The following is a 20,540-nucleotide window of genomic DNA, read 5'->3' as shown; positions in this document are numbered from 1 at the left end:
GGGTGAGGCATCGGTGGTCGTCAGAAGACGATGGTCTGGTTGCCGTGTCGGATGACGCGGTCTTGGGCGTGCCACTGCACGGCACGGGAGAGCACGGCGCGTTCGACATAGGCCCCGCGGGCCTGGAGGTCGGCGGCCGAGTGGGCGTGGTCCACGCGGGCAACGTCCTGCTCGATGATCGGCCCCTCGTCCAGGTCCTTCGTGACGTAGTGCGAGGTCGCACCGATCAGCTTCACGCCGCGCTCCTTGGCCTTGCGGTAGGGAGCGGCGCCGATGAAGGCGGGCAGGAACGAGTGGTGGATGTTGATCACCGGAACCCCGACGCTGTCGAGGAAGTCCTCCGAGATGATCTGCATGTAGCGGGCGAGGACGATGAAGTCGACGTTGCCCTTCAGCAGCTCCAGGATCTTCGCTTCGGCCTCGGACTTGTCCGGTCCCTGGGAGGGGACGTGGAAGAACGGGATGCCGAACGAGCGGACGTCCGCGGCGACGTTGGTGTGGTTGGAGATCACCATCGGGATGGTGACCGGCAGTTCACCGCGGCGGTGCCGCCAGAGCAGCTCGAGCAGGCAGTGGTCCGAGGTGGAGGCGAGGATCGCCATCCGCTTGGGCACGGACTGGTCCGTCAGGGTCCACTCCAGGCCCAGCGCGGTGACCGTGTCGGCCAGGTCCGCCTCGATGTCGGGCATCGCTGCGCTCAGGTCGGGACGGTGGAAGACGACGCGCTGGAAGAACGCGCCGCCGTTCGCGTCGTCGGAGTACTGGTCCAACGTGACGATATTGCCCTTGTTGCGGGTGATCAGCGCCGTCACCGCCGCGACGATGCCCGGCTTGTCCGGGCCGTGCACGATCAGGCAGGCGTGATCGCGCAGTGATTCATTCTGCAGAGTCATGACTTCTCCTCAGGCCTCGGGCGGCCGTCAGGACTGGGCGGCGGCGTAGCCGCGGGCCCAGTCGGCGGTCGCCAGCAGGCCGCCGAACGTGTAGAAGTGCAGCTTGACGTCGCCCGAAGCCGGGTCCTCGGCCAGCAGCGCGGACAGGTCGGTGACGAACTTGTCCGGACCTGCGGTGCCCATCAGGTTGGTCAGCGAGAAACCGTACTTCTTCACGATCATCGCGTTCGCGCCGACGCCGAAGCGGCGGGCGAACCCGATCAGACGCTTGATGCCGGCGGGTCCGGGCGTGCCGATGCGGATGGTGCTCTCGATGCCGCGGGCGCGGACTGCTTCGACCCAGGCGATCACCGGGTCGGTGTCGAAAGCGAACTGGGTGAGGATGGTCGCGTCCAGTCCCTGCTGCTTGAGGGAGAGGGACTTGTCCTCCAGTGCGCGCCAGAGGACGTCTTCCTTGATGTCCGGGTGCCCCTCGGGGTAGCCGGCGATGGAGACCTCCTTGACGCCGTAGTCGCGCAGCAGGCCCGTGCGGATCACGTCGTAGGAGTCCTCGTACGGGCCCTCCGGCGTGGCCGGGTCGCCACCGACGACGAAGACGTGCTCGGTCGCGCCGACATCCTGCAGGCGATCGAGGAACTCCTCGAGCTGAGCGCGCGAGGCCAGGCGCCGCGCGGAGATGTGGGGGACGGGGATGAAGCCGAGTTCCCGGACAGCCTTGGACGCCGCAATGCGCATCTCCAGGTCCTCGTTGCCGAGGAAGGTCACGTTGATCTTGGTGCCGGCGGGGATCGCGTCCTTCGCCTCGATGAGGCCCGGCACATCCTTGCCGGTCATCTCCAGGGAGTAGCCGTTCACCAGCTGAAGCGCTGCCTCACGGTTCGCGGTCACATGCGTGGTCTTTGACACTGATCGAGGTCCTTTCCGCTTTCAGTCGGAAGTCGTCTGTGCCTTCCGCCCTCCACAGTACCTATGTACATAGGGAATGTCTATAGGTAAATCGCTCGTCAGCCCGCGTCTGCGGGCGCGGGCGACTCGGACGCGCGCGAGAGCTCGGGCATCTTCTGAAGGAGCCTGCCGAGCAGAGAGTTGAGCTGGTCGATCTCGGCGGAGCTCAGGTCGCCGAGCACGATCTCCTGCCCCTCCAGTGAGATCGGCATCATGCGGACGTGCATATCCGCGCCCTCGCGGGTGAGGTAGAGGGGACGCGACCCGCGGGCACCGTCGGCTGGAACGATCAGTCCGCGGGTGATGAGCGTGTTGACGCTCTTGGAGACCACCGCCTTGTTCATCGCCACGAATTCGGAGATGTCGCTGGAGGTGGCACCGGGCCGGATCGCCAGCGCGGAGATGACCCGCCAATCGTTCGTGCCCAGGCTGAACTCCTGCCGCAGCAGGCGCGACTCCCGCCAGACGAGCGCGTTCGACAGCAGGGCGATCAGCCGCGGCGTGAACTTCTCCGTGTCGATCACGTCCTCCAAAGGTGCGGTGACGATCTCCGGGCCGCCGACGAACAGGGGCCCGGCGTCAGCGTCCAAGTCGCCAGTCAATCGGACTCCGTTCCAGCGACGGATCACGGCAGATTCCGTGACGTGAGTCTATCGAGCGGGCTGAACGAGACCACTGGGATCGTCGTCAGCCGCCCACGCGGAGGCGCGAAGGGTGCCGCGGCCGACACCCTCGACCCGGGAAGCCGAGGATGCCGGCCGCGACCGCCCATCAGTGCGCCTGTGCGGCGAGCGCGGTGGCGTCGATGGTGGCGATGGAGCGGGTGTCTTGGAAGGCGCGGATGCCTTCGATGCCCTGTTCGCGGCCGAATCCGGATTGCTTCATGCCGCCGAACGGGGCGCGCAGGTCCAGGCGGGTCGCGCCGTGGTCGTTGACCCACACGTAGCCGCAGGCGAGTTGCCCGCCGACCCGGGTGGCGGCGTCCGCGTCGGCGGTCCAGACCGACCCGCACAGGCCCGCCCAGGTGTCGTTGGCTGCCGTGATCGCTTCGTCCTCGGTGTCGAAGCCGATGATCGGGATGACCGGACCGAACTGCTCCTGGGTGACCACGCGCAGTGCGGGGTCGGCGCCGACCACGATCGCCGGGCGCAGGAAGTTCCCGCCGGCAAGGTCCCCACCGGGGAGCTCGCCGAACTCGCGCACGTCGGCGCCGGCGTCCTTGGCCTCCTGGATGAGCTCCTCCACGAACGCCTTCTGCGCGGACTGGTGTAGCGGCCCCATCGTGGTGCCCTCGTCCAGCCCGTATCCGAGGACCACCTTCTCCAGCCGGGCGCTGAGCCCGGCGACGACCTCGTCCAGCCGGGAGTTGTGCACGTAGACGCGTTTGGCGTTCATGCAGATCTGCCCGGTGGTGTCGTAGATCGCCGCGTAGAGACGGTCCAGGTGGGTGTCATCGATGATGGCGTCCTCGAGGAAGATCGCCGCGTCGTTCCCGCCCAGCTCGAGCGTGACCCGGGTGAGCGAGGTCGCGGCCATCTGCATGATCCGCTTGCCGCCGTTGACGCTGCCGGTGAAGCACACCTTCGCGATATCGGTGTTCGAGATCAGGCCGGACATGTTCTCGTCCTTGCCGGTGACCACGTTCAGCACCCCGGCGGGAAGCTTCTGCGCGATCCGCTGGATCACACGGGTCAACGCCAACGGCGTCGAGGGCGGCGGCTTCACGATCGCGGTGTTACCGGCCAGCAGCGCGTGCGGCAGCGCGGCGCCGAGGATCGCGATCGGCCAGTTGAACGGCACGATCAGGGTCACCACACCCAACGCCTGGTACGACACGACCGTCTCGACCGGGATACCCGGGACCACCGGGAGGACCTTGCCGGTGTCCACCTCATCGGCGACCATCAACGCGAGGTTCCAACGGATCTCGAACACCAGCGCGTCCACCCACGCCTCGAACCGGACCTTGCCGTTCTCCTGCGACAGGATCGCCGCATCCGCATCACGCTCATCCGCGATCCCGGCGATCGCCTCGGCCATCACCCCGGCCCGCTCGGTCGCGCTCAACGCCGACCACGCCGGGAACGCACCCTTCGCCGCGGCCACCGCATCCGCGACATCCTCCTCCGTGGCAGACGCCGCATACCCCACGATCACACCCGGCTTACCCGGATCCGCAACCGCAAGCGACTCGGCAGTGGACCGCTCCACCCCACCGATGAACAGACCCGTTCGAACGGTCTCCAACGTTTCAGTCATGACTGATCAAGCACCTCTCTGTGACTTGCATATGCACCACTGATGCCTATGAGCATCGTAAACAAGTTTACGTGCATTCCTGTTTACTTGTAAATCACTTCGTGTTATTGTCGCTCAGTCGAGGTCCGGAACACGGATCCGATCGCAAGCGAGAGTCGCTGAGGACGCGCGCCATGCCGCCTCAGAGATGTCCGTGTCATCGATGAGGAGGCATGTGATGGGTGAAGCGACGCTTCAGAAGCGGGAGAACCCGCGCACCGTCGAGGAGCTGGAAGATCTCGCGTTCGAGCTGAGGTCGAAGCTGCTGCACCTGTGCGGCACCTATGAGGGCGCCGTTCATATCGGCGGCGATCTGTCCGCGGCGGACATCTTCACCGCGCTGTTCGAGTACGGCCTGCACGTGGACCCGACCGATCTGCGCAACCCGGAGCGCGACCGCTTCGTTCTGAGCAAGGGTCACGCGGCGGTGTGCATGTACATCGCGATGTCGATCCGCGGGTTCTTCTCCTATGAGGGGATCGTCGACACATACGGGCAGCTCGACAGTGCGTATGGGATGCACCCGTGCAAGGTGCAGCTGCCAGGTGTGGAGTGCTCCACCGGGTCTTTGGGGCACGGTCTGCCGATCGCGGTCGGCATGGCGCTGAGCGCCCGGGGTCGTGGCGAATCGCACCGCGTCGTGTGTCTGCTCGGCGACGGGGAGACCGGCGAGGGGTCGGTGTGGGAAGCGGCGATGGCCGCGCGCAGCAATGAGCTCGGCAATCTCGTGGCGTTCGTGGACCGCAACCGTCAGATGATGACGAGCTTCGCCGAGGAGCGGGTCGTCTTCGAGCCGTATCCGGACAAGTGGGCGGCGTTCGGCTGGAATGTCGTGCACATCGACGGCCACGACATGGGCCAGCTGGTCGAGGCGATCGATGCGCTCCCGGCCACGGACAGCAACCGCCCCACCGTGGTCATCTGCGAAACCGTCAAGGGCAAGGGCGTCGACTTCATGGAGCGCAACCTCGCCTGGCACGCCGGCTCGCTCGGCGCCGCCGATCTGGAGCGCGCGATGGCAGCGCTCGAGGCATCCCGCCAGAAGGAGTCCGTCTGATGCCCGTTACCTTCACCTTCGGAGAGATGCTCTCCGCCCGTTCCGTGATCGGAACGACCCTCGCCGAGCTCGGCGACGACTACCCGAACCTCTGGGTGCTCACCCCAGACATCGGCGCGACCCTGGTGGAGTTCCGCGACAAGTTCCCGGAGCGATTCCTGGACGTGGGGCTGGCCGAGCAGGTGTGCGTCGGCATCGCCGCCGGATTGGCCTACGACGGGAACATCCCCGTCGTGTCGGGCATGCTGCCGTTCTTGAGCATGCGGGCGCTGGAACAGGTCCGCAGCGACGTCTGCTACCCGAATCTGCCGGTGAAGATCATCGGCACCCACGGCGGACTGGTCGGCAACGGCGGCTCCACCCACTACGCCGTCGAGGACCTCGCGTTGATGTGCGCGCTGACCAACATGACGGTCACCTCGGTCGGTGACCCGCTGATGGTGGGCGAGATCATTCGGCAGTCGATGACGATGGAGGGTCCGATCTACATCCGTCTCGCCGTCGGCAAGAAGGACAAGGTCCTCTACGAACCCGGACAGCACGAGATCCGCATCGGCAAGGGCATCATCGCCCGCGAGGGCACGGACGCGACGATCTTCACGCACGGCACGGTCGTGGCCCAGGCACTGGATGCCGCTGAGGAGCTCGCGAAGGACGGCCGGTCTGTCCGCGTGGTGGACATGTTCACGCTCAAGCCGATCGACGAGGAACTCATCGCGCAGTGCGCCGCCGAGACCGGCGGACGGTTCGTGATCCTCGAGGACCACCTCGCCTACGGCGGTCTCGCCTCCCGGGTGGCGGACGTGATCGCCGACCGCGGCATCCATCTGACCGCGTTCGAGCGGCTCGGCATCCCGCAGGTCTACGCCGGCTTCGGCGAGGACGAGGAGCTGCGCGACAAGCACGGCTACGGCCTGACCGCGACCATCGCCGCGACCCGCCGCGTTCTCGCCGCCGGCGACTGACGCCCGACGGCCCCCGCTCGCCCAACGGAGAGACGAATGAGAACAGTCGCGGTCACCAAGATCGGCAGCCTGCGCGATCCGGATGAAGTTACGCGGGGCCGCATCGGCGTCGTGGACTTCCCCGACCAGCCACTGGGCCCGGAGGACGTCCGGATCCGTGTGGCCTACTCGGCCATCTGCGGATCCGACCCGCACCTGGCCGAGGGATTCTTCGGCACCGACGTCCCGATCGGTCTGGGCCACGAGCTGTCCGGCGTGGTCGAGGCGCTCGGGGACCGCGCGCACCGCAACGGGCTGCAGATCGGCGACCGCGTCGCCGGGAACTTCCTGCGCTTCTGCGGCACGTGCACACCCTGCCGTGCCGGCAAGCAGCAGTTCTGCGAGCACATTCAGGATTACAACCGGCCCGGCATGGCAGAGACGGTGACCTGGCACGAGTCGCAGGTGTACAAGCTGCCCGACTCGGTATCGCTCCTGCACGGATGCCTCCTGGAGCCCATCTCGGTGGCGGTGCGCATCGCCGATAAGACCCACATCAAGGTCGGCGACCGCGTCGCGATCTGCGGGGGCGGCCCGATCGGCCAACTCGCGCTGCAGGTCATGAAGCGCAACGGCGCGACCTCACTCACTCTCATCGAGCCGATCGCCGAACGCCGCGAGATGGCTCTGCGGCACGGAGCGGATGCCGTCATCGACCCGGTCACCGAGGATCAGTACCAGCGGTCGGAGGAGATCACGCAGGGCGCCGGGTTCGACGTCGTGATCGACGCCTCCGGGTCCGCTCGTGCCGTGCGGGGCCTGCTCGATATCGCCGCGAAGGGTGCGACGGTCATCTACGGGGCGATGTATCCGCACGACTTCGAGATGCCGCTGAACCTCTCGGACTACCTCTATCTGAAGGAACTCACCCTCACCGGCGTCTTCGTCTCGCCCTACGCATTCCCGCGAGCCCTGCAGCTCCTGCCCTACCTGGAGCTGGACGATCTGACCCAGTCGGTGTTCGACCTCGAAGATGCCGCCGAGGCGTTCGCCACGCACATCAGCGGTGCCTATGCGAAGGTGCTGATCCGCTGCAACGACATCGAAGACTCCGGGACTGCGTCATGACGCTGCCCGCGAGCGAGGCCGTCCTCACCGCGACCCCAGCTCTCGAGGCCGTCGATATCGTGAAGAGCTTCGACGGTGTCCACGCATTGAAGGGTGTGCAGCTGTCGGTCCAACCCGGCGAGATCCACGCACTCCTCGGCGAGAACGGTGCCGGCAAGTCGACGCTCATCAAGGTCATCACGGGTCTCTACGCACCCGACTCGGGACAGATCCATCGCAACGGCGAGGAGGTCGAGTTCGCCAACGTCCGCGCAGCTCACAAGGCCGGCATCGTGGCGCTCTACCAGGAGCTCTCGATCGTGCCGACGACCTCGGTCGCCGAGAACGTGCTGCTCGGAGAGCAGCTGCCCAGTCGGGCCGGCATCGTCAACGGCCGCGCGCTCCGGCGTCAGGCCCGTGTGCAGCTCGATCGGCTGAACCAGAAGATCTCGATGCGCAAGCTGGCCGGCGACCTGTCGCCGGTGCAGCAGACGATGGTCGCGGTCGCGCGTGCTCTGGCCACGGATGCGCGGGTCCTGATCCTGGACGAGCCGACGGCATCGCTCACCGACACCGAGATCCGCGAGGTCTTCACCGTCCTGCGCTCCCTCCGCGACGAGGGCGTGGCAGTCGTCTACGTCTCCCACCGGCTCGAGGAGGTCTTCGAACTCTGCGACCGCCTCACGATCATGCGCAACGGCGAGACGATCATCACGAAGAACGTGGCCGACACGACCATCAACGAGGTCATCTCGACAATGGTCGGCCGCAACGCCGACTCCCTCTACCCCGAGCGGGGGACGGCGACCGCGGAGGTCGCCCTCGCCGTGGAGGATCTGCAGGGGCGGCGAGTGAAGGACGTGTCATTCACGGCGCACGTGGGGGAGGTCCTCGGCATCGGCGGCCTCGCCGGCTCCGGACGCAGCGAGCTGCTGCGCATCCTCGCCGGGGCCCAGCGGGCGAAATCCGGAACGGTGACCGTGGGTGGGGTGGCCGTCCCCCATCGTGCCGGCGTCGGCCGGGTCCTCGCTGCCGGAATGGCGCTCGTGCCGGAAGAGCGCCGCAGCCAGGGGGTGCTGCTCGGTTCGTCCGTCCAGGACAACATCGCCCTCGCCAACATCCCGGCGGTCAGTCGTGGCGGCTGGGTCTCGGGCAAGCGGATCGCACAGATAGCCAACCGCGGCATGGCCGACCTTCAGATCAAGGCGCGCAGCGCGCGCCAGACCGTCGGCGAGCTCTCCGGTGGCAACCAGCAGAAGGTCGTACTGGCCAAGATGCTCGCGCGCCGGCCGAAGGTCCTTCTGATGGACGAGCCCACCCGCGGCATCGACGTCGGAACCAAAGCGGAGATCTACCGCCTCATCCGCGAGCTCGCAGCGAGCGGCACCACCGTGATCGCTGTCAGCTCCGAACTGCCCGAGCTGATCGGCATGTGCGATCGCATCCTCATCATGCACGAAGGCTCGATCTCGGGCGACGTCCCCGCAGAGGGCGCCGACGACGAACTCCTCCTCTCTTACGCCTACGGAAGGTCCACATCATGACGATTCAGAAGGAGCCGACCCGGACCGGGGCCATGATGGCCCAGCAGTCGCGCACGGCCGGACGAGTCCTCCTGCAGAGCGGCACGATTGTGGCGCTGATCCTGCTGATCCTCTTCTTCTTCGCGATGCGCCCCGACACCTTCCTGTCGTTCGTGAACATCCGCAACATCCTGTACCAGATCTCGATCCTGGCGATCATCGCCGGGGCCCAGACGATCGTCATGGTCGTCGGCGACTTCGATCTGTCGGTAGGAGCGACCTCGAGTCTCGCCGGCGCGGTCACGGCCGCGCTCCTGCTCGGGGACAACCCGCTGCCGGTGTCGATCCTGGCCGGTCTCGCGGTCGGTCTACTGGTGGGACTGGTCAACGGCGTGCTGATCGCCTATCTGCGCCTCTCGGCGTTCATCGCAACCCTGGCCACGATGACCTCGGTCATCGGGTTGGCGTATCTGGTCACCGGCGGCACGACGGTGTTCGGCATGCCGGCCGAGTTCAACGAGCTGGGACAGGGCAGGTTCCTCAACGTGCCGCTGCCGGTGTACTTCGCCGTCGTGATCTCGGTGCTCATCTGGGCACTGCTGCGATTCACGACGCTGGGTAGGCGCTTGCATGCGATCGGCGGCAACGAAGAGGTCGCACGGCTGTCCGGCGTGAACGTGCGCTGGGCGCGGATGCTCGCCTTCACGATGGCGGGCTTCATCTCCGCGATCGGCGGCATCCTGCTGGCCGCTCGGCTCGGCAGCGCCGCGGCCGAACAAGGCGGCGACAACACGCTGTTCTCGGTGGCGGCCGTCTTCCTGGGCATGACCGTCATCCGCTCCGGGGCGGCCAACCTCGGCGGCACGATGATCGGCGTGGGAATCATCGGCGTGATGAGCAACGGCTTGAACATCCTCGGCGTCAACGCCTACATCCAGCAGGTGGTGACGGGGCTCATCATCATCGCCGCAGTCGTCCTGTCCGGTCTCAAGACGCGGGAGAGATAGCGACCCGATCCGGCCGAACGTCACGCGGAACCCGTTCCGCGTGGGTATCAAGAAGCAAGAAACGCAGTCACACAAAGGAGTCAACACATGCGTAACACGTTCAAGATCGCGGCCGTGGTCGCCGCGGCCGCTCTCGCACTGACCGGATGCTCCAGTTCCGGTTCGGGTTCGGGCGACAGCAGCGGTGGAAGCGGAGACGAGCCCCTCAAGGTCATCGCCTTCACCTCCGGCAACCAGACGCCGGTCGGCGCATGGTGGGTCAAGGCCGTCACCGCCAAGGCGGATGAGCTGGGCTGGGACCTGACCATGATCCCGGGCGACTTCGACTTCCAGAAGATGAACCCCGCCGTCGAAAGCGCGATCGGCCAGGGCGCCGACGTCATCCTCGATGGCTACACCGATGTCTCGTCCATCGGCTCGATCGTCACAGCGGCGAAGGACGCCGAGATCCCGATCTTCGCGATGGACGCCGGCACGGAGGCGACCGATGCGTTCGTCACCAACATCACCACCAACCAGCAGCAGATCGTCGACAAGACGGTGGAGGCGATCGACGAGTCGATCGGCGGCCTGGAAGGCAAGACCGTCATGGTCATCGGCCACGACCCGCACGCCGGCATCCGGTTCCGCTCCGCGCTCGCTGTCACGGCATTCGAGAAGGCCGGGGCGACGGTCGTGGGCGGCGAGCCCCAGCAGGTGACCAACCCGGCCACCGGCCGCACCGAGGCGCTGAACTTCGTCTCCGACTACCTCTCCGCCAACCCCGACGGGCTGGACGCCGTGTGGGCCGGCTGGGATGACGCGGCACTCGGTGCCGCACAGGGCCTGGCCGAAGCGGGCTCGACCGCGCCGGTGACCGGTGTCGACGCGCTCTCCGAGACGCTCGCGGCAATCGAGGCGGGCGGCAACATGCTGGCGACGATCGACCAGCCCTGGCCGGCCGTTCTGGACATGCTGATCGAGGACGTCGTGGCATTCCAGAAGGACGGCAAGCTGCCGGCCAAGAACTTCGTCGACGTCGATGTGACGCTCGTGACGAAGGAGAACGCCGCCGACACCACTCCGTCGGACAAGCTCTAGCCGCACCCGTGGGGGCCGGGCGACCGGCCCCCACGTTTCCCCCCGCACATCACGCACCACGAAAGAGAATCCTCATGCGTTTGGAAGGCAAAGTAGCCGTCATCACCGGCGGCGCCAGCGGAATCGGACAGGCCACCGTGCTGAAGTTCGTCCGTGAGGGCGCCAAGGTCGTCATCGCCGACATGAATCTGGCGCAGGCCGAAGAGGTCGTCGCGCAGGTGGACGCGCTGGGATTCGAAGGCTCGACCACGGCGGTACGGACCGATGTCTCGGTGTACGCCGACGTCGAGGCCGCTGTCGCACGCGCGGTCGAGGTGTACGGGCGTCTCGACGTCATCTTCAACAACGCCGGCATCGCCGGCGGCAAGCCGCTGCTGGACCACGACCCCGCGGTCGACTACGCCCCGATGATCCGCGTGGATCAGGACGGCGTCTACTACGGCATCCTGGCCGCCGGCCGTCAGTTCCGCGACCAGGGCACGGGGGGCGTCATCATCAGCACCTCCTCGATCTACGGCGAACAGGCCGCTGAGCTGTCGTTCACCTACAGCGCCGCCAAGGCGGCGGTCATCTCCTTCACGCGTTCGGCCGCCTACGAGCTGGCCGAATTCGGCATCCGTGCCGTCGCCATCACCCCCGGACGCGTCGGGACGCCGATCATCAACCAGTTCAGCGAAGACCTGAAGAGCACCTTCGCGTCCGAGCAGCTGCGCAACAAGATGACCGCGCCCGAAGAGATCGCCAACGTGGTCGCCTTCCTGGCCTCGGACGAGTCGAACGTCATCAACGGGACCGTCGTGCACGTCGACGACGGCTACTCGGTGTTCAAGCAGCGCCTCGACCTGCCGACCTTCTAGCGAGCGGGGGAGCCGTGACCGCACAGTCCACTACGTCCACCACGCTCGACGTCGCGTGCCACCTCAACGTCGTCGTCCCCGACCTTTCACCCGGGACACTGCCGGAGGCGCTGGCCGCGATCGCCACCGCCGGCTACGCGCGTGTCGTGCTGCCCCCGGTCGATCCCGAGTCGACCGACGCGGCCGTGCTGCGCGCAGCCTTCGCCGACCACGGGCTCGTGCCGATCACGATCGCCGGACAGGGGCCTGGCGCCGATGTGTCATCCGCCGACGCTGACGAGCGCGCTGCGGGCGCGGCCGCGCTGCGGGCGAGTGTGGACCTCACCGCGGCGCTCGGCTCGGACCAGATGAACGGCGTTCCCTACGGTGTCTTCGGCCACCCCGCCGGTCCCACCTCGGCCGCGGCGTTCGACCGCGCCGCGCACGAGGTCGGCGCGGTCGCGGACTACGCGCACGAGCGCGGCATCACGATGACCTTCGAAGTGCTCAACCGCTACGAGACCTCGGTGATCAACACGGCCGCCCAGGCGTTGGTATTCGTCGCGGCAAGCGGCTCGGAGCACCTGCGCATCCACCTGGACACCTTCCACATGGCCGTCGAGGAAGCCGACATGGCCGCGGCCGTCCTGCTCGCCCTGCCCAAACTGTCGTACCTCGAGCTCGGACAGTCCGGCCGGGGCCGGCTCGGAACGGGATCCGTCGACATCGAACGCATCGTGCGTACGGCTCGGGATGCCGGATACTCGGGCCGCTGGGGTGTCGAGGCGTTCTCGCGCTCCGTGCTGTCGGACGGGGCCGCCGACATGCTGGCCATCTGGCGCTCGCCGTACGACCAGGGCGCCGAACTGGCGACCGACGCGATGCGTCTCGTCCAGCGGGCCTGGACCACGAACCCGCCGCCGCGCGGCATCTGATCGAACCGAAGCTGACCACGCAAGACGGAGGAAACGAATGACGATCATCACGGAATCCGATAACCGGCTGTTCGTCGGCGGGGAGTGGCGGCCGGCGCGGTCGACCCTGCGCATCGAGGTCGAGGACCCGTACGCCCGCACCACCGTGGGCGTCGCACCGGACGGCAGCTTCGACGATGTCGATGCGGCCGTGCGCGCGGCCCGAGCCGCCTTCGACCACGGACCCTGGCCGCGAATGACCCCGGACGAGCGCGCCGGTTACCTGGAGCGCCTCGCCGATGAGCTGGAGCGCCGCGGGGAGGGCACCGCCAGCCTGGTCACCGGCGAGATCGGCCAGCCGGTCGGCTTCTCCCGGATCGTCAACATCGCTCTTCCGGCGCGGCATCTCCGGTACTTCGCCGAGATGATCCGCGGCTTCGCCTTCGAGGAGCAGCGGCAGAACGCCAATGGACCGGGCACCTCGGTGGTCCGCCTCGAACCGGTCGGCGTCGCCGGGCTCATCACCCCGTGGAACTACCCGCAGTCCATCCTCTCGGCCAAACTGGCCCCCGCGCTCGCCGTGGGCTGCACGGTGGTTATCAAGCCCGCTGCCGAGACGCCGCTGGATGCGCTCGCCCTGGCCGCCGCGGTCGAGGCCGTCGGGTTCCCGCCCGGCGTGGTCAACGTCGTCACGGGTGGTCGCGAGACCGGCGACGCCCTGGTCAAGCATCCGGGTGTCGACAAGATCGCCTTCACCGGCTCGACCGCCGCCGGTCGCATCATCGCGCGCAACTGCGGTGAGCGTCTCATCCCGGTGACGCTCGAACTCGGTGGCAAGTCCGCGGCCATCATCGCCGAGGACGCGGACATCGACGTCACTCTCGCCGGGCTGCGCTCCGGATCGTTCATGAACTCGGGTCAGACCTGCTTCCTGCTCTCGCGGGTGCTCGTGCCGCGCACCCGGAAGGACGAACTCCTCGAGGGCTTGGTGGAGCTCGCCCGGTCCTTCCGTCTCGGCGACCCCCGCGACTCTGCCACGGACATGGGTCCTCTCGTGTCCGAGCGGATCCGCGGCCGGGTGCGCACCATGGTCGAGGATGCCCGCGGCGAGGGCGCGCAGATCCTCACCGGCGGCCGGGACCTGCCCGGCGAGCGCGGCTACTTCTACGAGCCGACGATCATCGCGGGGGCATCCGCCGATTCCCAGATCGCCCGCGAGGAGATCTTCGGCCCGGTCGTGACCGTCTTCGAGTACGACGGCATCGACGAGGCGATCGCGCTGGCGAACGACTCGCGTTACGGGCTCGGCGGGGCGGTCTTCTCGGCCGACACGGCCGCCGCGCTGGAGATCGCGCGCGCCGTGCAGACCGGCACGATCGGCGTGAACGGCTATGCGCCCGATCTGGCCACGCCGTTCGGCGGCTACAAGGAGTCGGGACTCGGTCGCGAACAGGGCACCGAGGTTCTGTACAACTATCTGAACACCAAGGCGATCAACACGAGCATCGGACGATCCGCATGAGAGCAGCAGTCGTCAACGCCTTCGGCGGCGGATTCGATATCGAGGACATCGATATCGCCGAGCCCACCGGCCGCGAGGTTCTCGTGGACGTCAAGGCCTCGGGGCTGTGCCACTCCGACCTGCACTTCGCCGTGAACGACTTCGGAATGGCGCCACCCATGGTGCTGGGCCACGAGGTGTCCGGGATCGTCGCGGCGGTCGGACCGGACGTCACCGAGTTCGCCGTCGGCGATCACGTGGTCGGCTCGCTCGTCCAGTTCTGCGGCGCGTGCCTGGAGTGCCTGAGCGGGCGCACGGTCAGCTGCCTCCGCCCCGAGGCGACGCTGCGGGCCGACGATGCGCCGCCACGGCTCAGCCGCCGCGGCGAGCCGATCCTCGCCGCGATGGGCACTGCCGGATTCGCTGAGCAGGCGCTGATCCACGAGAACCAGCTCGTGCGGATCGACGAGTCGGTGCCGTTCCCCGAAGCATCGGTCCTCGGTTGCGGCACGATCACCGGCGCGGGGGCCGTGCTGAACGCCGCGGGCGTCCGCGCCGGCGACACGGTCGCGGTGATCGGCCTGGGTGGCGTGGGCCTGAACGTGGTCAGCGGCGCCCGGCTGGTCGGGGCGGCGCGGATCATCGGCATCGACCTGAACGACGAGAAGCTCGAGCTCGCTCGCGCCTTCGGCGCGACCGACGGCGTGAACGCTGGTGCGGGCGACGTGGTGGCGCGGGTGCGTGAGCTCACCGGGGGAGGTGTCGACCACGCATTCGAGGTGATCGGCCGGAAGGAGACCGCCGAGCAGGCGATCGCCATGCTCCGCGTCGGCGGCACCGCGAGCCTCATCGGCATCCACGGCGCCGGGGGAAAGATCGAGTTCGACGCGAACGGGCTGCTGCGGGAGCAGAAGAAGGTGAACGGGGTCTACATGGGATCCTCGAACATCAAGCGCGACATCCCGCTCTACGCGTCGCTGTTCCTGCAGGGCCGGCTCAACCTGTCCGACCTCATCGCATCCGAGATCGCCATCGACGAGATCAACGACGCGTACGACGCGCTCGGCTCGGGCAAGATCGCACGGACGGTGATCACCCGGTTCTGATCCCGGTCCCCGGCGGCCGGGTCGGATCAGGCGGCGGTGCGTCGGCGGGTCGCGACGAACCCTGCTGCCAGCCCGGTCAGGGCGAACGCGGTCATCGACACCCCCGCAGGAACGGCGGTGTCCGTGCCCAGGGTGCCGCCCAGTGGTGAGGCGAGCGCGCCGAAGAGGAACTGCAGGAACCCGAGCAGCGCCGAGCCGGCCCCCGCAGCCGCGACGGCGTGGCCGATGGCCAACGCCGATGCGCTGGACATGACGATGCCGCAGCCGACGGCGACGGCGAACACCGAGGGCAGGTACGTGCCGAGCACGAGGGTTCCGGTGCTCGCGAACAGGGCGGTGGCCGATGCGCCGAGGAGCGTGACGACCTGCCCCACCCGCATCGTGGTCGTCGCGCCGCGCGCTCGCGCGATGCGTCCGCTCGACCAGGCACCGAGCATGACCGCGATCGAGCTGAGCGAGAAGGTGAGCGCGTAGCCGAACGGAGTGACGTCGAGGACCCCCTGGACGATGAACGACGACGAGCTGATGTAGACCATCAGCGCGGCGTAGCCCGACGCATACGCGATCGCGTAGCTGATGTAGGTCGGATTCCGCACCAACCGGCCGACGTTGCGGGCGAGCGCACCCACCCGGAGGGGGTGACGCTCGTCCGGCGGCATGCTCTCCGGAATGAACAGGATCGCCACCACCAGCATCCCGGTCGCGAACACCGCCAGGCCGAGCAGCGCCAGCCTCCAGCCGCCCACTCCGGTCAGCAGGGCGCCGAGCGGACTTGCGATGGTGGGGCCCAGCGCGATCATGATGAACAGGGTGCTGAACGCTCGGACGGCTCGTTCGCCCGAGACGAGGTCTGCGACCACGGCGCGGGCGAGCACTGCGCCGGCCGCACCGGCGAACCCCTGCACGGCGCGCACCCCGATCAGCACGGCGAGCGTCGGACTGGCCGCCGCTGCGAAACCGCACACCGTGAACAGCGCGAGCGCCGCAATGAGCACCCGCCGACGCCCCAGCGCGTCCGAGAGTGCGCCGATGAAGAGCTGACCGACTGCCGAGCCGGCCAGGAAGGCCGTCAGAGTGAGCTGGACCGCGGAGGCGCCGACCCCCAGGTCCTGAGCGATCGAGGGGAACGACGGCAGATAGAGATCCGTCGACAGTGACCCCGCCATGGAGACGTAGCCGAGCGCGGCGAGCAATCCGCCACCGAGCCGGTAGTCGCCCTTCGCCCTTGGTGCGGGGGACGTCACCGTGCCGCGGCGGCGTCGGGACGGAAGCCCCGCTTGGCGAGCTGGATCTGCTCGTAAACGTGGTGGCGAAGCTCGGTGAACCGCGGCATCGAGCGCGTCTCGAGCTGGTCGCGCTCCTCCGGAAGATCGATGATCAGATCCTCCTGCACGACCGTCGGCGAGCTCGAGAGCATCACGACCCGCTCGCCGAGGTACACCGACTCGTCGATGTCGTGTGTGACGAACAGCACCGACAGTCCGAGCGTCTTGCGGACCCGGCGCACGAGATCCTCGAGGTCGGCACGCGTCTGGGCGTCCACCGCCGCGAACGGCTCGTCCATCAGCAGAACCTCCGGCTGGTAGGCGATGGCGCGGGCAATGGCCACGCGCTGTTGCATGCCGCCGGAGAGCTGCCACGGGTAGGAGCGCGGCACGTGGTCGAGCTCGACACTGGCCAGGGCTTCCTGGACGAGCGCGGTGCGCTGCTCCTTCGGCATGCCCGCGTTCTTCAGAGGCAGCTCGACGTTTTCGGCGACGCGCAGCCAGGGGAACAGCGAGCGGCCGTACTCCTGGAACACCACGGCCATCTTCTTCGGCGGCGCCGTGACCTTCTTGCCGTCGAGGATCACCTCGCCGCTGGTCGGCGCGAGCAGCCCGGCGATGCACTTCAGGAGCGTCGTCTTGCCCGACCCGGACGGCCCGACGAGGCACGTGAGCTCGTTCTTGCCGAGATCGAATGTCAGATCGCGGACGGCCTCGATGTCGCCGCCGTCCGTGGAATAGACCTTCTTCAGATTCCGCACCGACAGGAGCGTGTCCTCGGGGGGCAGTGTGCGCCCGTAGGAGACGGTGTTCAGGGGCGGGGAGGTGTCAGACAACATTCTCAAGGTCCTTCAGTCCGGTGTACCAGCGGAGAACTCGTCGCTCGGCGTAGCGGAAGACCGCTGCCACGCCGTAGCCGATCAGTCCCAGCACGAGGATGCCCGACCACATCTCGGGGATGGCGAACCTGCGCTGGAACTGGATGATGGAAAAGCCCAGACCCGACGAGGATGCGAACATCTCGGAGATCACCATCAGGATCAGGCCGATCGGCAGGCTCTGGCGGATGCCGGCCATGATCTGGGGGGCGGCGCCCGGCAGGACCTGATAGCGCACGCGGGAGAACCCGTGGATGCCGTAGGAGCGGCTGGTCTCGTTCTGCACCGGGTCTGCGTTGCGCACGCCCTCGATCGTGTTCAGCAGCACGGGCCAGATGGCAGCCAGCGCGATGACGAAGATCTTCATTGCGTCGGTGGGGCCGAGCAGCAGCAGCAGTACCGGGATCAGGACGGGTGCGGGGAGGGCGCGGAAGAACTCGAAGACCGGCTCGGTGAACGCGCGCAGGTCCCGGTTGAGTCCGACCAGGATGCCCAGCAGCAGCCCCGCGACGATCGCGATGATGACCCCGACTCCGAATCGCAGGATGCTGGGCAGGACGTCCAGCCAGAGGCGCGGACCGAACCAGGTCTCGAAGAACGTGACGATGAGCTCGCTGGGGGTCGGGATGAAGAAGCTCGGCGACACGATGGTCGCGATCCACCACAGCAGCACGAGGATCGCCGGCAGGCCGAACGCGTAGCCGAGGGCGACGAGTGTCTTCTTCATGCGGGCACGTCCTCTCGCACCGACACGTGCCACGACAGCAGGGCGCGCTCCAGGAGCCGTGCGCCGAAGTTGATCAGCACACCCAGGAAGCCGGTGGCCAGGATCAGCGCGTACATCGTCGTATACAGGCCTGCGTTCTGCGCCTTGGCGATCTCCAGGCCCAGTCCGGGGGTGCCGATGATCAACTGCGCGGTGATCGCCAGGATCAGCGCGACCGCCGCAGCCAGCCGCAGCCCGGTCATCAGGTAGGGGAGCGTGGTCGGGAACACGATGTCGCGGATGCGCTGCCACGAGGAGAACCCGTAGCTGCGGCCGGTGCTCATCGCCACGGTGTCCACGTCGGCGACGCCGTAGAGGACCTGGATGAAGATCTGCCAGAACGCCGCGTACACGATCAGCAGGAGACTCGCTTCGATCCGCACGCCGAACAGCAGCACGGCCAGCGGGATCAGTGCGACGGAAGGGACCGGGCGCAGGAATTCGACCGTGGAGTTGGTCGCCCGCCGCAGGAAGGGGGAGAGCCCGATCACGACACCGAGCACGGCGCCGAGGACGAGTGCGATAGCCAGGCCCAATCCCCACTGAACCAGCGTCTCGCCGACGGCCACCCAGAACTGGGCGAGCGTGGCGACCTGGAAGAGCCGCGGGATGACCTCGGTCGGGGGCGGCAGGAAGCGGGCGTCGACCAGGCCGACGCGCACGACGAGCTCCCAGACGATCAGCAGCGTGAGGACGCCGGCGATGCCCAGCAGGGTCTTGCGGGGGCGATACCGCCGGCGGCGGTTCTTGGCCCGAGCGACGGTGACGGCGCGGGTGATGGTCTCATCGCCTGCGGGCGCGATGCTCATGATTCGCTCACCGATCGCTCGGCCACCGGAGCGGCGTATTGCGCACGGAGCTCGGCTTTGCGGATCTTACCGCTCGCCGTCCGGGGCAGCTCGTCCACGACGACCACCCGCTTGGGGATCTTGTACTTCGCCAGACGCCCCGTGAGATGAGCGATGACAGCTTCTGGTTCCACCGCGGCACCATCCTTCAGCGTGATCACGGCGAGAGGAACCTCGCCCCACTTGTCGTCAGGCACGCCCACCAGTGCGACCGCGGAGATATCGGTGAGTTCCATGATGACGCCCTCGACCTCGGCGGAGTAGATGTTCTCGCCGCCCGAGATGATCATGTCCTTCAACCGGTCCGATATGTAGACGTAGCCGTCCTCGTCGAAGTAGCCGAGATCGCCCGAGCGGAACCAGCCGTCGACGAACGCCCGCTCGGTCGCCTCGGGGCGCCGCCAGTACTCCTTGATGACGTTGGGACCGCTCACGCAGATCTCACCGACCTCACCCGGCGGCAGTTCGTTGCCGTCCTCGTCGATGATCTTGACGTCGGTGAAGAAGTGCTTCAAGCCCGAGGAGCCCATCTTGTGTCGCGCCATATGGGCCGGCATGGCAGTGGCTCCCGGGGCGGTCTCGGTCATACCGTAGCCGCACGAGAATCCGAGGCCGCGATCCGCATAGGCCGCCAGCATCCGCTCCGGCATGGAGGAGCCGCCGCACGTGAGGTGCTGAAGGCTGCTGATGTCCGCGGAAGCCCAGGAGTCGCTCTCCTGCAGCAGCTGGAACGTGGTCGGGACGCCGGAGAGCATCGTGACGCGCTCGGACTCGACCGTCTCCAGCACGTGGGCGGGGTCGAATTTCTCGTGGAGGATCACGGTGCCGCCCTGCAGCAGGGTCGGAAGCGCTCCGTTGCTGAGCGAGGCGACGTGGAACATGGGCGAGATGAGCAGGACCCGCTCGCCGGGGCTGACACCGTAGTCGACGAGGACGTTGAAGCAGTTCCACGTCAGGTTGCCGTGGGTGAGTACGGCGCCCTTGGGATGCCCGGTGGTCCCGGAGGTGTACAGGATGATCGCGGGATCGTCTTGAGTGACCGGCTCGTCGCGGTGCTCGGCCTTCCCCGAGCTGAGTACATCCTCGTACTGCTCGATGCCGGCGACGGGGGACTCACCGGCGATGATGATGCGGCGCTTGGCGCGCGTGGACCAGCTTCCCGACCGGGCGAGGTCGGTGAGGTCCGCGTGGAAGAAGAGAGTCGTGGCGCCCGAATCCTCGAGGGCGAACTCGATCTCCGGGGGTGCCAGGCGGGTGTTCAGGGGCACGAAGATGGCCCCGAGCGTCGTCGTCGCGAAGAAGACTTCGAGAAACGACGGATGGTTGTTCCCGAGGTAGGCGACGCGTTCGCCGGCGGTCACCCCGCGGTCGCTGAGTGCGTTCGCGAGCCGGTCGATCCGCTCGGCCAGCTGCTCGTAGTGGAGTCCTTCGTCGCGGAAGGTCAGTGCGACGTCGCCGCGCGAACGCTCGCGTCTGCGCCAGACCCACGGTCCGATCCCGTGATTGTGCACGACATCCCCTTCCTGGAGACGACTGGTGCCCAGGCCCGGTGCCGCCGCGACGGCGGCACCG

General features: G+C 67.6%; 19 protein-coding genes. 10 read left to right on the top strand and 9 right to left on the bottom strand.

Annotated features, from left to right (window positions below):
- Positions 1-20 precede the first annotated feature (20 nt).
- The 4 genes from purU to ABD655_RS01060 all read right to left on the bottom strand — a co-directional run bounded on the left by purU (position 21) and on the right by ABD655_RS01060 (position 4,097).
- Positions 21-893: a formyltetrahydrofolate deformylase gene (purU, locus tag ABD655_RS01075; protein WP_344710782.1), complete on the bottom strand. Its 873-nt coding sequence runs from the start codon at positions 891-893 to the stop codon at positions 21-23.
- Positions 894-920: 27 nt separating this feature from the next.
- Complete coding sequence (locus tag ABD655_RS01070) at positions 921-1,727, bottom strand: methylenetetrahydrofolate reductase (protein WP_344715623.1); 807 nt, start codon at positions 1,725-1,727, stop codon at positions 921-923.
- Between the two features lie 170 nt (positions 1,728-1,897).
- A complete protein-coding gene (locus ABD655_RS01065; RefSeq protein WP_344710780.1) occupies positions 1,898-2,428 on the bottom strand; it encodes a MarR family winged helix-turn-helix transcriptional regulator in 531 nt (176 codons plus the stop codon).
- Positions 2,429-2,609: 181 nt separating this feature from the next.
- Entirely contained in the window at positions 2,610-4,097 is a 1,488-nt protein-coding gene (locus ABD655_RS01060) for an aldehyde dehydrogenase family protein (RefSeq protein WP_344710778.1), read from the bottom strand.
- Positions 4,098-4,314: 217 nt separating this feature from the next.
- Here ABD655_RS01060 and ABD655_RS01055 point away from each other — a divergent pair, with 217 nt between their 5' ends.
- From ABD655_RS01055 to ABD655_RS01010, 10 genes are all read left to right on the top strand, one after another.
- A complete protein-coding gene (locus ABD655_RS01055) occupies positions 4,315-5,193 on the top strand; it encodes a transketolase (RefSeq protein WP_344710776.1) in 879 nt (292 codons plus the stop codon).
- Entirely contained in the window at positions 5,193-6,158 is a 966-nt protein-coding gene (locus tag ABD655_RS01050; protein WP_344710774.1) for a transketolase family protein, read from the top strand. Before ABD655_RS01055 ends, ABD655_RS01050 begins: the two co-directional genes overlap by 1 nt.
- 36 nt (positions 6,159-6,194) lie before the next feature.
- The gene (locus tag ABD655_RS01045) at positions 6,195-7,265 is read left to right on the top strand and encodes a zinc-dependent alcohol dehydrogenase (RefSeq protein ID WP_344710772.1); all 1,071 of its coding nucleotides are present in this window, start codon (positions 6,195-6,197) and stop codon (positions 7,263-7,265) included.
- Positions 7,262-8,788, top strand: coding sequence for a sugar ABC transporter ATP-binding protein (locus tag ABD655_RS01040; protein ID WP_344710770.1), 1,527 nt, complete (start codon positions 7,262-7,264; stop codon positions 8,786-8,788). Before ABD655_RS01045 ends, ABD655_RS01040 begins: the two co-directional genes overlap by 4 nt.
- Entirely contained in the window at positions 8,785-9,774 is a 990-nt protein-coding gene (locus ABD655_RS01035) for an ABC transporter permease (protein WP_344710768.1), read from the top strand. Before ABD655_RS01040 ends, ABD655_RS01035 begins: the two co-directional genes overlap by 4 nt.
- Before the next feature lie 87 nt (positions 9,775-9,861).
- Positions 9,862-10,854 carry a sugar ABC transporter substrate-binding protein gene (locus ABD655_RS01030; protein ID WP_344710766.1) on the top strand — a complete coding sequence of 331 codons (993 nt, stop codon included), beginning with the start codon at positions 9,862-9,864 and terminating at the stop codon, positions 10,852-10,854.
- 74 nt (positions 10,855-10,928) lie between these two features.
- A complete protein-coding gene (locus tag ABD655_RS01025) occupies positions 10,929-11,711 on the top strand; it encodes an SDR family NAD(P)-dependent oxidoreductase (protein ID WP_344710764.1) in 783 nt (260 codons plus the stop codon).
- A 14-nt stretch (positions 11,712-11,725) separates the two neighbouring features.
- Positions 11,726-12,625: a sugar phosphate isomerase/epimerase family protein gene (locus ABD655_RS01020; RefSeq protein WP_344710762.1), complete on the top strand. Its 900-nt coding sequence runs from the start codon at positions 11,726-11,728 to the stop codon at positions 12,623-12,625.
- Between the two features lie 37 nt (positions 12,626-12,662).
- Positions 12,663-14,126: an aldehyde dehydrogenase gene (locus ABD655_RS01015; protein WP_344710760.1), complete on the top strand. Its 1,464-nt coding sequence runs from the start codon at positions 12,663-12,665 to the stop codon at positions 14,124-14,126.
- Positions 14,123-15,211, top strand: coding sequence for a zinc-binding dehydrogenase (locus ABD655_RS01010; RefSeq protein WP_344710758.1), 1,089 nt, complete (start codon positions 14,123-14,125; stop codon positions 15,209-15,211). Before ABD655_RS01015 ends, ABD655_RS01010 begins: the two co-directional genes overlap by 4 nt.
- Positions 15,212-15,237: 26 nt before the next feature.
- Here ABD655_RS01010 and ABD655_RS01005 read toward each other — a convergent pair whose 3' ends face one another.
- Genes ABD655_RS01005 through menE form a run of 5 tightly spaced genes read right to left on the bottom strand, consistent with a single transcriptional unit; the run spans position 15,238 to position 20,479 of the window.
- A complete protein-coding gene (locus ABD655_RS01005; protein WP_344710756.1) occupies positions 15,238-16,455 on the bottom strand; it encodes a multidrug effflux MFS transporter in 1,218 nt (405 codons plus the stop codon).
- Positions 16,452-17,315 (bottom strand): ABC transporter ATP-binding protein, encoded by an 864-nt coding sequence (locus ABD655_RS01000; protein ID WP_344710754.1) that lies wholly within the window; start codon positions 17,313-17,315, stop codon positions 16,452-16,454. Before ABD655_RS01000 ends, ABD655_RS01005 begins: the two co-directional genes overlap by 4 nt.
- Positions 17,305-18,081, bottom strand: a complete 777-nt coding sequence (locus tag ABD655_RS00995) for an ABC transporter permease (RefSeq protein ID WP_344710752.1) — start codon at positions 18,079-18,081, stop codon at positions 17,305-17,307. The genes ABD655_RS01000 and ABD655_RS00995 overlap by 11 nt, the downstream gene beginning before the upstream one ends.
- The gene (locus ABD655_RS00990; protein ID WP_344710750.1) at positions 18,078-18,929 is read right to left on the bottom strand and encodes an ABC transporter permease; all 852 of its coding nucleotides are present in this window, start codon (positions 18,927-18,929) and stop codon (positions 18,078-18,080) included. The genes ABD655_RS00995 and ABD655_RS00990 overlap by 4 nt, the downstream gene beginning before the upstream one ends.
- Positions 18,926-20,479: an o-succinylbenzoate--CoA ligase gene (menE, locus tag ABD655_RS00985; protein ID WP_344710748.1), complete on the bottom strand. Its 1,554-nt coding sequence runs from the start codon at positions 20,477-20,479 to the stop codon at positions 18,926-18,928. The genes ABD655_RS00990 and menE overlap by 4 nt, the downstream gene beginning before the upstream one ends.
- Positions 20,480-20,540 lie beyond the last annotated feature (61 nt).

Origin of the sequence: Microbacterium terregens (assembly GCF_039534975.1) — a bacterium.
GTDB lineage: Bacteria > Actinomycetota > Actinomycetes > Actinomycetales > Microbacteriaceae > Microbacterium > Microbacterium terregens.
This window is presented reverse-complemented; position numbering and strand designations above follow the sequence as displayed.